Raw genomic sequence first — 13,165 nt, 5'->3', positions numbered from 1 at the left:
GATGTGTCGTCGAGCCTACTCGGCCGGCATCGCGGCAGCTTCGTCCGTCAGCGGCGCGGCCAGGTGGGGCAGCATCTCCTTCGGGCAGACCTGGACGAAGTGGTCGCGCTCGGTCGCCCAGTGGCGCAGGATTTCCTGCGCCTTGCGGCTGCCGGTCTCGGCGACATGGCGCTCGATCAGACCCTTCAGCTCGGCTTCCCAATGGGGATGGCTGACGCGGCAGGTGACCAGCGTTTCCATGTTCATCAGCGACTCGGCCGTACCCTCGGGGTCATAGACATAGGCCATGCCGCCCGTCATGCCCGCGCCGAAATTCGCGCCGATCCGTCCCAGGATCACGGCGACACCACCCGTCATGTATTCGCAGCCGTTCGAGCCGCAGCCCTCGACCACCACCTTCGCGCCCGAATTGCGCACCGCAAAGCGTTCGCCCGCGCGGCCAGCCGCGAACAGATAGCCATCGGTCGCACCGTACAGGACCGTGTTGCCGATGATCGTGTTTTCCGAGGCCTCAAGAGGCGAGACCATCGGAGGACGCACGACGATGATGCCGCCCGACAGGCCCTTGCCGACATAATCATTGGCATCGCCCGATACCTCGATCTTCAGACCCGGGGCAGCGAAGGCGCCCAGAGACTGCCCGGCCGAGCCCGTCAGCTTGACGGTCAGGTGGTCGGGCTGCAGGTTGTTGCGCATCCCGAACTTCTGCACGATCAGGGACGAGGCGCGCGCGCCGATCGTCCGGTGCGTGTTGCGCACGGCATAGGACAGCTGCATCTTCTCGCCGTCCTCGAAGAAGCGCGCGCCGTCGCGGATGATCTCGGCATCCAGCGTGTCGGGCACCGCATTGCGCGGCTTGGTGCGGTCATAGACGATCTTGTCCGCGCCATCGACGGTGATCAGCAGCGGGTTCAGGTCCAGATCGTCCAGATGCGGCGAGCCGCGGCTGACCTGGCTGAGAAGATCGGCCCGGCCGATCACCTCGTCCAGGCTGCGAGCACCGATCGAGGCCAGGATCTCGCGCACTTCCTGGGCGTAGAAGGTGATCAGGTTGACCACCTTGTCGGCCGTGCCGGTGAACTTGGCGCGCAGCCTTTCGTCCTGGGTGCAGACGCCCACGGGGCAGGTATTGGACTGGCACTGGCGCACCATGATGCAGCCCATCGCGATCAGCGCGGCGGTGCCGATGCCGAATTCCTCGGCGCCCATCATGGCGGCGATGACGATGTCGCGGCCGGTGCGCAGACCGCCATCGGTGCGCAGCGTGACACGGTCACGCAGCTTGTTCATCGCCAGAACCTGATGCGCCTCGGTCAGACCCATTTCCCAGGGCAGGCCCGCATACTTGATCGACGTGCCGGGGCTGGCGCCCGTGCCGCCATTATGGCCCGAAATCAGGATGACATCGGCCTTGGCCTTGGCCACGCCCGCCGCGATCGTGCCCACGCCGCTGGCCGCGACCAGCTTGACCGTCACCTTGGCGCGCGGGTTGATCTGCTTGAGGTCATAGATCAGCTGCGCCAGATCCTCGATCGAATAGATATCGTGGTGCGGCGGGGGCGAGATCAGCGTCACGCCCGGCGTCGAATGGCGCAGCCGCGCGATCAGCTTTGTCACCTTGATGCCGGGCAGCTGGCCGCCTTCGCCGGGCTTGGCGCCCTGCGCGATCTTGATCTCCAGCTCCTCGCAGGCATTCAGGTATTCCGCCGTGACGCCGAACCGGCCCGAGGCGACCTGCTTGATCTTGGCACAGGGATTGTCGCCATTGGGCAGCGGGTGGGAATGCGCCGGATCCTCGCCGCCTTCGCCGCTGTCGGACTTGGCGCCGATGCGGTTCATGGCGATGTTCAGCGTCATGTGGGCTTCGGGCGACAATGCGCCAAGGCTCATGCCCGGCGTGACGAAGCGCTTGCGGATCGAGGTGATGGATTCGACCTCCTCGATCGGCACGGGCCGGCCCAGCGGCTTGATGTCCAGCAGGTCGCGGATATGGATCGGCGGATTTGCCCGCATCGCGGCGGAATACTGTTTCCACAGGTCATAGGACGCCCTGTCGCAGGCCGATTGCAGCAAGTGCATCGTCTGCGCCTCCCAGGCGTGCTTCTCGCCGGACCGGCGCAACTTGAAGAAACCACCGACCGGCAGGACATTGGCCGGCCCGTTCCACGCCTGGGCGTGGATTTCCTCGAGCTTGCGCTGGATCCCCGATACGCCGATGCCCGAGATGCGCGAATGCATGCCGGGGAAATACTCGGCAACCATGGCGCGCGACAGGCCCACGGCTTCGAAGTTCAGGCCGCCGCGATAGGACGACACGACCGAGATCCCCATCTTGGCCATGATCTTCAGCAGACCGGAATCGATCGCCGCGCGATAGCGCCGCACCGCGTCCTCAAGGCTAGTTTCCAGCAGGCCGCGGCGGATGCGGTCGGCAATCGAGTCAAGCGCCAGATAGGGGTTCACCGTGGTGGCGCCGCAACCGATCAGCACCGCGAAGTAATGCGGATCGATGCATTCGGCCGACCGGACGTTCAGCGAACAGAAGGTCCGCAGGCCCTTGCGCGTCAGCCACGAATGCACGGCGCTGGTCGCCAGGATCATCGGCATGGGCACGCGGTCCGGCCCCTGGTGCTGATCAGTCAGCACCAAATGCCCCGCGCCCGAGCGCACGGCGTCCTCGGCTTCGGCGCGAATGCGCTCCAGCCCCTGGCGCAGGGCGTCGGATTCCGACCCTGCTGGGAAGGTGCAGTCGATGATGGCGACATTGTCGCCGAACTGGCGCACCATTTCGTCGAATTCGGCATTGGCGACAAAGGGGCTCTCCAGCACCAGGATCTCGGTCTGGGCGCTGGATTCGTCCAGGACGTTCTTGAGGTTGCCGAACCGCGTCTTGAGGCTCATCACCCGCGTCTCACGCAGGCTGTCGATCGGCGGGTTGGTGACCTGGCTGAAGTTCTGGCGGAAGAAGTGGGACAACGGCCGATATTTGCTGGACAGAACCGCCAGCGGCGTGTCGTCGCCCATCGAGGCGATCATTTCCTTGCCATCCTCGGCCATCGGGGCCAGGACCTGTTCCAGATCCTCCAGCGTATAACCCGCGCCGATCTGGCGCCGCCGCAGCGCCTCGCCTTCATGCAGGGCCTTTTCGGGCACGTCCCGCATGATCTCGTTCAGGTCCACGACCTTTTCCAGCCAGTCGCCGAAAGGCTGGCTTGCCGCCAGGCGGTCCTTGATCTCGGCGTCGTGGTACAGCTTGCCCTCGGTCATGTCGACGGCGATCATCTGGCCCGGACCCAGGGCGCCCTTCTCGCGCACCGAGGATTCGTCCGCCGGCACCATTCCGACCTCGGAGCCCGCGATCAGAAGCCCATCGCCGGTCACGACATACCGCATGGGGCGCAGGCCGTTGCGGTCCAGCCCGCCGCAGACCCAGCGGCCATCGGTCATGGCCAGCGCGGCGGGACCGTCCCAGGGCTCCATCACCGCGTTGCAATAGGCATACATGTCGCGCCACGCCTTCGGCATTTCGGTTGCGGTCTTCGACCAGGCCTCGGGCACCAGCATGGTCTTGGCCATGGGTGCGCTGCGTCCCGCGCGCACAAGGACCTCGAAAACGGCATCGAGCGCGGCCGAGTCCGACGAGCCTTGCGGCACGATCGGCTTGATGTCGCCCGCAAGGTCGCCAAAGGTCGAGGATGCCATCCGGATCTCGTGGCTCTTCAGCCAGTTCAGGTTGCCCTTCAGCGTGTTGATCTCGCCATTATGGGCAAGCATGCGGAAGGGCTGGGCCAGCCACCATTGCGGGAAGGTGTTGGTCGAATAGCGCTGGTGATAGATGGCAAAGGCCGATTCGAAACGTTCGTCCTTCAGGTCGGGATAGAATTCCGCGACCTGTTCGGCCAGCATCATGCCCTTGTAGATGATTGACCGGCAGGAGAGCGAGCAGAAATACAGGCCCGAAATCCCGGCGGCATGCGCGGCCTTCTCGATCCGACGGCGGATGATGTAGAGTTCGCGTTCGAAGCTTTCCTCGTCGATCCCCTTGGCGTTCCGGATCAGGATCTGCTCGATCTCTGGCCGCGTGGCATTGGCCTTCTCGCCCAGCACATGGGTGTTCACCGGGACATGCCGCCAGCCATAGATGTAATGGCCCATGCGCAGCACTTCGGTTTCCACGATGGTCCGGCAGGTTTCCTGCGCGCCGAAATCGGTGCGCGGCAGAAAGACCTGACCGACGGCGATCAGCGAATTCGGATCGGGTTCGTGCCCCGTGCGGCGGATCTGGTCGTAGAAGAAGCGCACCGGGATCTGCACATGGATGCCGGCCCCGTCGCCGGTCTTGCCGTCGGCATCGACGGCGCCCCGGTGCCACACGGCCTTGAGCGCATCGATGCCGTTTTCGACGACCTTGCGGCTGGGCTTTCCGTTCAGCGCCACGACAAGGCCCACGCCGCAGGAGGCGTGCTCGTCATCGGCGCGATAGAGCGAATGCTCGCTCATCCACTTGCGCTTGGCCTCCTCGGCGGCTGCCCAGTTCTCGTCGAACCGCGTCATCGGTCGTCTCCTCTTTCTTGCGCCGGCCATGGATCTGGACCTGGGGCGCGCGTGTCGTTCATTGCAGGACCCGGGCACCGCCGGCGGGCGGCGCGGCGCGGGTCATCAGCATGTTGCATTCGTGGATCGGCTCGGCGGCCAGAAAGCCATCCTCGCCGGGCAAGGCGATCGTCACCGGGGTGCTGACGATGAGGTCCGCGCCGCCCAGTGGCGTCTCGAAGGTTTCCTGATCGGCCAGGAACAGCCGCCAGTCGCGCTGGATCAGCTGCCGGCCCCGTCGGTGCCAAAGCAGGTTGCCATCGGCGTCGCGTGCCGTCAGGTCGAATTCGGTGCGCTCGAAGGTCACGCCACCGATGGTCACGCTTTCCCCCGTCAGCCGGTCGAAACCGACATAGCGGCGTGTCACGCCCGCCGTGGTTTCGGTCTGGAAGTCATAGTCGTCGCGCCCCGTCTCGATGAGGGTGGTGAACGAGGCCGGGTCGATTTCCTTGCTCAGCCGCTCTGCCGCGCCGGTGACCAGATCGTGGCTGATGATCCAGCGGGTCTCGGCATCGATCCGGTTGAGAAAGAAGGGCCCGTTGCCATCAAGGTAGATGGCCCATTGATCGCCCGGTGCGTCGGCCGCGCACCGGTAATGGTTCGACACCTGGCAGCCGCGCATCTGGATGGTCGCATAGACCTCGCAGCCGGCAGGCGGCGAAAAGCGGGCGCCGGCCCCCGCAGGCGTCGACAGCGCCAGAAGCGCAAGCAGTGAAACGATTCGCCTTGCCATCCGCGGCCCCTATTCGGCCGCGATGGCCGGGGCATCGGCCAGATAGTCCAGCACGCTTTCGGCCACTTCGCGCCCGTCGCGGATTGCCCAGACCACAAGGCTGGCGCCGCGCACGATGTCGCCGACGGCAAAGACGCCCGGCAGGCTGGTCGCATGGGTGCGGAAGTCGGCGCGGATCGTGCCCCAGCGCGTGACGTCCAGCCCTTCGACCCCCCAAAGACGCGGCAGATCCTCGGGCTCGAAGCCCAGGGCCTTGATAACGAGATCGGCGGGCTCGACGTAATCGGCGCCCTCGATCACTTCGGGGCTGCGCCGGCCGGTGGCATCGGGCGCGCCCAGCCGCATCTGGCTGACCATCACGCCTTCGACTCGCTCCTCGGCGACAAATCCGCGCGGCGCGGTCAGCCAGACGAATTCGACGCCCTCCTCCTCGGCGTTTTCGACCTCACGCTGGCTGCCAGGCATGTTGGCGCGGTCGCGGCGATACAGGCACTTGACCGATTTCGCGCCCTGGCGGATCGCGGTGCGCACGCAGTCCATCGCGGTATCGCCACCGCCGATCACGACGACCCGTTTGCCTTCGGCGTTCAGTTCGCCCGAGTCGAATTCCGGCACCTCGTCGCCAAAGGACTTGCGGTTCGATGCCGTCAGGTAATCGATCGCCCGGACGATGCCCGGGGCGGTGGCGTTGGGGACGTTCAGGTCGCGGCTCTTGTAGACGCCGGTCGCGATGATGACGGCGTCATGTTTGCCGCGGATCGCGTCGAACGAGATGTCTTGGCCGACATTGCAGTTCAGTTCGAACTGCACACCGCCCTCCTCCAGCTGGCGGATCCGGCGCATGACGACCTCCTTTTCCAGCTTGAAGCCGGGGATGCCGTAGGTCAGCAGGCCGCCGGCGCGGTCATGGCGATCATAAACCGTCACCTGGACGCCGGCCCGGCGCAACGCGTCCGCCGCGGCAAGGCCCGCCGGGCCTGCGCCGATGATGGCGACGCTTTCGCCGCGTTCCTGCGCGGGGCGGATCGGCTCGACCCAGCCTTCCTGCCAGGCGGTGTCGGTGATGTATTTTTCGATCGCGCCGATCGTGACGGTCCCGTGGCCAGATTGCTCGATCACGCAATTGCCTTCGCACAGACGGTCCTGCGGGCAGATCCGGCCGCAGATCTCGGGGAAGGTGTTGGTCGATTGGCTAAGCTGATAGGCTTCTTGCAGGCGCCCCTCGGCGGTCATGCGCAGCCAGTCGGGGATGTTGTTGTGCAGCGGACAATGCGACTGGCAATAGGGCACGCCGCACTGGCTGCAGCGGCCGGCCTGTTCGGCGGCCTTGTCCGCGGCGAATTCGCGATAGATCTCGTGAAAGTCGTGCTTGCGCTCGGCGGCATCGCGCTTGGTGGGCATCTGCTTTGCCACCGTCACGAATTTCAGCATGCGGTCCTTGGCCACGGCGAACCTCTTGGCTGGGAATGGGTTGCCGTCTTGCTACCGCTTGTCTGCGCAAATTAAAAGTCAGCAGTATTGACCTATATTGCATTTTTCTTCGCTTTGAATGGCCAGGGCAAGCCTGTTTTGCGAAATTATAGGTCAGTATGGGTTACCTAAGGTCTCAACCCGCCACGGAAAGGGCCACAAGGGCCGCAATGCCGACGATGATTCGCCACCATCCGAAAAGCGCATAGCCGTGCCGGCTGACATAGCCGAGCAGCCAGCGGACGACCAAAATGGCCGCGACAAAGGCCGCAACGAAGCCGACGGCGATCTGGTTCATGGCCGACCAGTCCAGGACGTCGCGATTTGCGTACAGGTCATAGGCAAAAGCGCCCGCCATGGTGGGCATCGAAAGAAAAAAGGAAAACTCGGCCGCTGCGCGTTTGTCCGCGCCCAGAAAGAGGGCGCCAACGATCGTCGCGCCCGATCGCGATACCCCGGGGATCATGGCGAGGCACTGAATGACGCCGATGCCAAAGGCCATGGGAAGCGGAAAGCGCTCGGCATCGTGATGGCGTGCAACCAGCGGCAGGCGATCCACGACGACCAGGACGATCCCCCCGAGAATCAGCATGGTTGCAATCAGGCGCGGGCTTTCGAACAGGACCGCCTTTATGACGTCATGTGCCAGCACACCCACAACCACGGCGGGCAGAAAGGCCAGCAGGACCGAACCCGCGAACCGCCGTGCCTGTGGATCGTGCGGCAGGTCGCGCAGGGTGCGACCGATCCGCGCCGCATAGACGCCCAGAACCGCAAGGACAGCCCCCAGCTGGATGACGACCTCGAAGGTCTTTCCGGCGCTTTCGAACCCCATGAAATGCCCGGCCAGCAAGAGATGCCCGGTCGAGGACACGGGAATGAATTCGGTCAGGCCTTCGAGCAGGCCCAGGAACAGGGCACTGAAGAGCGAATCGGTCATGTCGGGAATCCACCATGGCTGTCTGGCATCGGCGCGCAGCCTAGAGAAGGCCGGTCGCCACGGCAAGGTGATCCTTCACCCTCTGGTAGAAGGAAGAGGTTCTGCCACGTCTCGGTTCTCCTGAAACGGTATGCCGAAGTCGCTCAGGTCCACCCTGTGCTGCAACAGCCGGTCAAGCTGCCGGTTGCTGTCATCGAAACGCCCGACGAACATGCGCCAGACGTGATCCGAGACGGGCCGGTAGTTGCGCAGCAGTGAGGAAAACGGCCAGTGCCGCATCGCGAAGCCGACCAGCCGATAAGGGCCGTTCGGCGTCGTCCCGATCCGGATCAGTGGGGCAGGGTTCAGAACGCTGCGCTGAAGCTTGTTCAACCTGCGCAACAGGGGCACGGCATATTCGGGATAGCTTGGCGCATAGACCGCGCGATGGGTTGGCAGGATGCCCGGGAATTCCTTGTTGCCCGCGAATTCGGCAAGCCGCGCCGCGGTTGCGTCCATGTCCCGGGCCAGACCCTCTTGCGTCAGAACGTGGACGTTCTCGCGGCCGAAAAGGTCCTGATACAGGCCGACCAGGCGGTGATACTCGAAATGTTCCGGGCGGAAGCCGTGGAATCCCAGCTCCGGGTCGCCTGAAAAGAATGTCTCGGGGCTGCAGGTGCCGCCGCGCGAAAGATACTGCATGTAGACGGATTTCAAGATGCTCATCTGCGAACGGATCGAGATGAGGATTCGGGCGTCCGGCGCGATCTGTTTCAGCCGTTGCGCCAGAATGTCGCTGCCGATCCCGCCATAGAAGGGATGCCCCGACAATATCTCGGACGAGATCACGGGCACCTTGCCCGCCGGCAGGCTGGCCATGCCTTCGGCGATCTTGCGGCGCATCGGCCCGGGGTCGAAGACCAGCCCATGCGGCGCGACGACAAGGTCCCAGACTTCCCGATGGCGCGCGATCTGAACATATCCGTGCTCGGGCACGAACAATCGCTGCTGCATCCATGATGTGGCCGTCTTGTGATAGCCAATATGCAGCAAGAGCCGCGCACTCATGAAACACCCTTTCCCCGGTCAGAACCGGACATACCACCGGGGCGGAGGGTTTCACGTAAGCGGCATCAGGTCAAACGGCGATCAGGCCTTGCGCTCGCGCCGCAGGTTGCGGGCCGATGCCTTGATGGCGTCGTACTGGCCCGAGGGGCGGAATCGCCACAGATAGTCTGGCAGGATGGCCTCGGTCGGTGTCGGGTCGATCCCCAGATCGGCAAGGCCGCGCGCGCCTTCGGACACCACGTTGTCGTGGCGCAGCATTCGCAGCTGGTCGCGCGTCAGGATGCGGTTCCTAAACAGACCGCCGGTCAGGATCGATCCGACATCCAGCGTGGTTGCCATGATATTGGCCATCCAGAAGGGCAGGTTCACGATCAGTCGGCGGCGACGGATGATCTGCAGCATCTCCTCGATGAAGTGCCGCAGGGTGCCGACGTCGGGACCGCCCAGTTCATAGATGCCGGTCGCGCGGCCGTTGACGCCCTCCACCGCCGCGCGGGCGACGTCATCCACATAGACGGGCTGAAAGCGCGTCTGGGCGCCGACAAGCGGCAGGATCGGTCCGAATCGGGCCATCGATGCAAAGCGATTGAAGAACTGGTCTTCGGGCCCGAAGACCACCGAAGGCCGCAGGATCATGGCGTCCGGGAAGCTGGCAAGGATCGCCGCCTCGCCTTCGGCCTTGGAACGTCCATAGGCGCTTTCGGAATTCGGATCTGCGCCCAGTGCGGAAAGATGAACCAGGGTCTTCACGCCCGACTCGGCCGCGATCCGGGCAATGCGGCCCGCGCCTTCGACATGGACGGACTGGAAGTTGTTGCGCCCGCGCGCATCGAACGTGCCGACGCAATTGACCACGGCATCCGCGCCCGCCATGACCGCGCGCACCGATTCATCGTCGCGGATGTTACAGAAGACGGGCTCGACCTGGCCGACCGCGCCATAGGGCTTGACGAACAGCGCCTGGTTCGGATGCCGGACGGCGACGCGGATGCGCCAGCCTTCCTTGGCCAGGCGCCGTGCGACATAGCGCCCGACGAATCCCGAACCGCCATAGATCGTGACGAGCTTGGACATGGAGGCATCTCCGTCAATCTGAAGCCTGGGCCCTGATTAGCGCCTTGTTCCCTGTCAAACAAGGCGCGATCGGCGTATCCGGATTTTTCGTCAAAAGACCCGTTGACACGCCTGCGCGCCGTCTGTAAATCGCCCCCCACGACACCAGCCCAGGTGGCGGAATTGGTAGACGCGCTGGTTTCAGGTACCAGTGCCGCAAGGCGTGGAGGTTCGAGTCCTCTCCTGGGCACCATACAACGCCAAGGCCCGAAACCCGACGGTTTCGGGCCTTGGCGTTTTCGTACCAGGGCGGGTGTCACGTCCTGTGCCGACGGGGACTTTCGTGGCGTCGCGCCCTTGTCAGTTGGCGATGCCCAGCAGGCGATCCACGTCCAGATTTGCCTCGACATGATCGGCCAGCAAGTCCAGGACGCGCCTCACCTCGAACCCGTAATCGATACCGGCCGAGCCCCCGAAACGCGACAGGAAGGCCGCGCGGAAGCCGTCCGAGCCGAAGATCCCGTGCAGATAGCTGCCCATGACGCGCCCGTCGGGCGAGATGGCGCCTTCGGGGCGGCCGTCGACCAGCGCAAAGGGTCGGGCGCAATCCGGGCCTTCGGTCCGGCCGATATGGATTTCGTAGCCCTGCATCTTCTGTCCGGTCGGAGCGTGGACCGCGTCGGTGCGGGTCAGGCGCTTGTCCGCCGTCATGACCGTCCGGACATCCAGCAGGCCCAGCCCCGGGCTTTCGCCGGCCGGGCCCTCGATCCCCTCGGGGTCGGCGATGGTCCGCCCCAGCATCTGGTAGCCGCCGCAGATCCCCAGGACCTGTCCTCCCCGGCGGATATGGGCGCGCAGGTCGATGTCCCAGCCTTGGGCGCGCAGGAAGTCCAGGTCGCCACGGGTGGACTTGCTGCCGGGGATGATGACCAGATCACGGTCGCCGGGAATCGCCTCTCCCTGCCGCACCATCACCAGATCGACGCAGGGTTCGATCCGCAGCGGGTCGAGATCGTCGAAATTCGCGATGCGCGAAAGGGCGAGACAGGCGATGCGCACCGGCCCACCTCCGCCGCCCCGTGTCAGGTCCAGCGCATCCTCGGCCGGAAGCCTGGAAGCTTCGGGAAAAAACGGCACAACCCCCAGCCCGCGCCAGCCGGTACGGTCTTCGATCAGGCGATAGCCATCGTCGAACAGCCGGGGATCGCCGCGAAACTTGTTGATGATGAAGCCACGCACCATCGCGGCATCCCCGTCATCCAGAACGGCCTGAGTGCCCACGATCTGCGCGATCACGCCGCCCCGATCGATGTCGCCGACCAGGATCACCGGGACATTCGCGGCGCGGGCAAACCCCATGTTGGCAATGTCGTCCGCGCGCAGATTGACCTCGGCCGGACTACCCGCGCCTTCGACGATCACCAGATCATGGGCATCGCGCAGGCGCTGAAAGCTGTCCAGAACCGGCTGCAGCAGCTGCGGCTTCAGCCGGGCATAGTCCCGCGCACGCACGGTCGCCACGCGCCTGCCCTGGACGACGACCTGCGCCCCCGTATCGGTTTCCGGCTTCAACAGGACCGGGTTCATGTCGGTATGCGGCTGCAGCCCACAGGCCAGCGCCTGAAGCGCCTGAGCGCGCCCGATCTCTCCGCCGTCCAGGGTCACTGCGGCATTGTTCGACATGTTCTGCGGCTTGAAGGGCGCGACCGAAAGGCCCCGGCGACGCGCGGCGCGGCACAGACCCGCCACCAGCAGCGACTTGCCCACGTTCGAGCCGCAGCCCTGGATCATCACGGCCGTCATCGCGCGCCCCTGCAAGCCTAGAATTCGACGCCCTTCTGGGCCTTGATGCCGGCGCGGAACGGGTGTTTCACCAGCGTCATTTCGGTGACGAGATCGGCAATCTCGATCAATTCGGGCCTGGCGTTGCGGCCGGTCAGGACGACATGCGTCATCGGCGGCTTTTCCTCTTGCAGGAAGGCGATGACCTCGTCGATCGGCAGATAGTCATAGCGCAGGGCGATGTTGATCTCGTCCAGAAGAACCATGCGGATTTCCGGATCGCGGATCAGCTCCTTGGCCTTTTCCCAGCCGCGGCGGGCCGCCGCGATGTCGCGTTCCTTGTCCTGTGTCTCCCAGGTGAAGCCTTCGCCCATCGCGTGGAACTGGCACAGATGACCGAAATGCGTCTCGATCAGCCGGCGCTCGCCCGTGTCCCAGGCCCCCTTGATGAATTGCACGACGGCGCTGGGCATTTCATGCGCGATGCAGCGCAGGATCATGCCGAACCCGGCCGAGCTCTTGCCCTTGCCCGCGCCGGTATGGACGATGATCAGGCCCTTCTCGCCCGATTTGGTCGCCATGATCTTGTCGCGGGCGGCCTTCTTCTTGGCCATCTTCTGGGCATGTCGGGTGACATCGTCGCGCGTGGTCATCGATCGGCTCCATTGTGTCGTTGCGCCGGTTGTAGGCGATCCCCGGCAATGGTTCCAGCGGCCGTTCCGCGGGCAACGCGAATCAGCCCGCCGCGATCCGTCGCGTCAACCGCCCCGGCGCTTCTGTCCAGCCGCGATTCACGGTCGGGCGGAACGGGACACGACGTTCCGGCGCGCGTTTTCGTCACGGCCGGGCGGTCCCGAAGAGCTGCGCTTGACAAGTGCCGTCGCCATGCCACAGGTGAAGCGGCGCTGGTTCCCATCGAAGGATGGGCGAAGAGGGAATGCGACAGGCCGGGGAACCCCCGGCCCAGGCGCAGCCGCCCCCGCGACCGTGACCGGAGAGGTCCCCCAAAGGCCACTGGCGTCAGCCGGGAAGGCGGGAGGGCCGAAGGGGCCCAAGGCCCCGGGATCCGCAAGCCGGGAGACCTGCCAGCGCGAAACGAGGAGGCGGACGGGGGGTTCCGCGATCCGAAGGTGGTTCGCGCCGCCCTCGGCTGGCCCCTTTCCGCGGAACACGAAAGGTGCGCCAAATGACCGTGACGCTGCATGTCTGCACCACCTGCAAGGCGGGCCGCCCCGTCCCGGAAGGCCAGGCCACGCCGGGCCAGCGGCTGTATCACGCCTTGCGGCAGGCCGGCGCCCCCGACGGCGTCCGCATCGTGCCGGCCGAATGCCTGTCCGCCTGCGACCACGGTTGCAATATCGCGCTGACCGGACCTGGCCGTTGGTCCTATGTCTATCGCGGGCTGGACCCCGATCATCACGTGGCCGACATCCTGTCCGGTGTGGCGGCCTATGCCGCAACGCCCGACGGACTGGTGCCCTGGCGCGAACGCCCCGTCATCTTTCGCAAGCAGTCGCTTGCCCGTATCCCGCCCATGGAGAGCTGAC

9 protein-coding genes, 1 tRNA gene and 1 riboswitch are annotated in these 13,165 nt (G+C 65.2%); of the genes, 2 read left to right on the top strand and 8 right to left on the bottom strand.

Annotated elements, in window-relative coordinates; all coding sequences use genetic code 11:
- Positions 1-15 precede the first annotated feature (15 nt).
- The 6 genes from gltB to LV82_RS02005 form a co-directional block, all read right to left on the bottom strand.
- Positions 16-4,554 (bottom strand): glutamate synthase large subunit, encoded by a 4,539-nt coding sequence (gltB, locus tag LV82_RS02030; RefSeq protein WP_104069019.1) that lies wholly within the window; start codon positions 4,552-4,554, stop codon positions 16-18.
- Positions 4,555-4,612: 58 nt separating this feature from the next.
- Positions 4,613-5,326, bottom strand: coding sequence for a hypothetical protein (locus tag LV82_RS02025; protein ID WP_104069018.1), 714 nt, complete (start codon positions 5,324-5,326; stop codon positions 4,613-4,615).
- A 9-nt stretch (positions 5,327-5,335) separates the two neighbouring features.
- On the bottom strand, positions 5,336-6,772 hold the full coding sequence (locus tag LV82_RS02020) for an NAD(P)-dependent oxidoreductase (protein WP_104069017.1): 1,437 nt from the start codon (positions 6,770-6,772) through the stop codon (positions 5,336-5,338).
- A gap of 160 nt (positions 6,773-6,932) precedes the next feature.
- Positions 6,933-7,736: an undecaprenyl-diphosphate phosphatase gene (locus tag LV82_RS02015; protein ID WP_104069016.1), complete on the bottom strand. Its 804-nt coding sequence runs from the start codon at positions 7,734-7,736 to the stop codon at positions 6,933-6,935.
- Between the two features lie 75 nt (positions 7,737-7,811).
- Positions 7,812-8,783 (bottom strand): hypothetical protein, encoded by a 972-nt coding sequence (locus LV82_RS02010; RefSeq protein WP_104069015.1) that lies wholly within the window; start codon positions 8,781-8,783, stop codon positions 7,812-7,814.
- 81 nt (positions 8,784-8,864) lie between these two features.
- Positions 8,865-9,857: a complex I NDUFA9 subunit family protein gene (locus tag LV82_RS02005; protein ID WP_104069014.1), complete on the bottom strand. Its 993-nt coding sequence runs from the start codon at positions 9,855-9,857 to the stop codon at positions 8,865-8,867.
- A 147-nt stretch (positions 9,858-10,004) separates the two neighbouring features.
- Here LV82_RS02005 and LV82_RS02000 point away from each other — a divergent pair.
- A tRNA-Leu gene (locus LV82_RS02000) sits at positions 10,005-10,089 on the top strand.
- A 107-nt stretch (positions 10,090-10,196) separates the two neighbouring features.
- Here the strand turns inward: LV82_RS02000 and LV82_RS01995 are convergent.
- Together LV82_RS01995 and cobO are read right to left on the bottom strand one after the other, a co-directional pair.
- The gene (locus LV82_RS01995; RefSeq protein WP_104069013.1) at positions 10,197-11,639 is read right to left on the bottom strand and encodes a cobyric acid synthase; all 1,443 of its coding nucleotides are present in this window, start codon (positions 11,637-11,639) and stop codon (positions 10,197-10,199) included.
- Positions 11,640-11,656: 17 nt separating this feature from the next.
- On the bottom strand, positions 11,657-12,271 hold the full coding sequence (cobO, locus tag LV82_RS01990; protein WP_104069012.1) for a cob(I)yrinic acid a,c-diamide adenosyltransferase: 615 nt from the start codon (positions 12,269-12,271) through the stop codon (positions 11,657-11,659).
- Positions 12,272-12,507: 236 nt separating this feature from the next.
- A riboswitch (cobalamin riboswitch) is annotated at positions 12,508-12,722 on the top strand.
- 82 nt (positions 12,723-12,804) lie between these two features.
- On the opposite strand from cobO, the gene LV82_RS01985 reads away from it, so the two are divergent.
- On the top strand, positions 12,805-13,164 hold the full coding sequence (locus LV82_RS01985) for a DUF1636 family protein (RefSeq protein ID WP_104069011.1): 360 nt from the start codon (positions 12,805-12,807) through the stop codon (positions 13,162-13,164).
- The last annotated feature ends 1 nt before the right edge of the window (position 13,165 follow it).

The sequence above is a fragment of the Albidovulum inexpectatum genome (assembly GCF_002927635.1).
GTDB classification, from domain to species: Bacteria; Pseudomonadota; Alphaproteobacteria; order Rhodobacterales; family Rhodobacteraceae; genus Albidovulum; species Albidovulum inexpectatum.
Note: the sequence above shows the minus strand (reverse complement) of the source record. Positions and strands in the feature narration are given on the sequence as shown.

Coding starts and splice junctions, on each gene's coding strand:
- gltB (WP_104069019.1), bottom strand. CDS start 4,554: ATGACGCGGTTCGACGAGAACTGGGCAGCCGCCGAGGAGGCCAAGCGC.
- LV82_RS02025 (WP_104069018.1), bottom strand. CDS start 5,326: ATGGCAAGGCGAATCGTTTCACTGCTTGCGCTTCTGGCGCTGTCGACG.
- LV82_RS02015 (WP_104069016.1), bottom strand. CDS start 7,736: ATGACCGATTCGCTCTTCAGTGCCCTGTTCCTGGGCCTGCTCGAAGGC.
- LV82_RS02010 (WP_104069015.1), bottom strand. CDS start 8,783: ATGAGTGCGCGGCTCTTGCTGCATATTGGCTATCACAAGACGGCCACA.
- LV82_RS02005 (WP_104069014.1), bottom strand. CDS start 9,857: ATGTCCAAGCTCGTCACGATCTATGGCGGTTCGGGATTCGTCGGGCGC.
- LV82_RS01995 (WP_104069013.1), bottom strand. CDS start 11,639: ATGACGGCCGTGATGATCCAGGGCTGCGGCTCGAACGTGGGCAAGTCG.
- cobO (WP_104069012.1), bottom strand. CDS start 12,271: ATGACCACGCGCGACGATGTCACCCGACATGCCCAGAAGATGGCCAAG.
- LV82_RS01985 (WP_104069011.1), top strand. CDS start 12,805: ATGACCGTGACGCTGCATGTCTGCACCACCTGCAAGGCGGGCCGCCCC.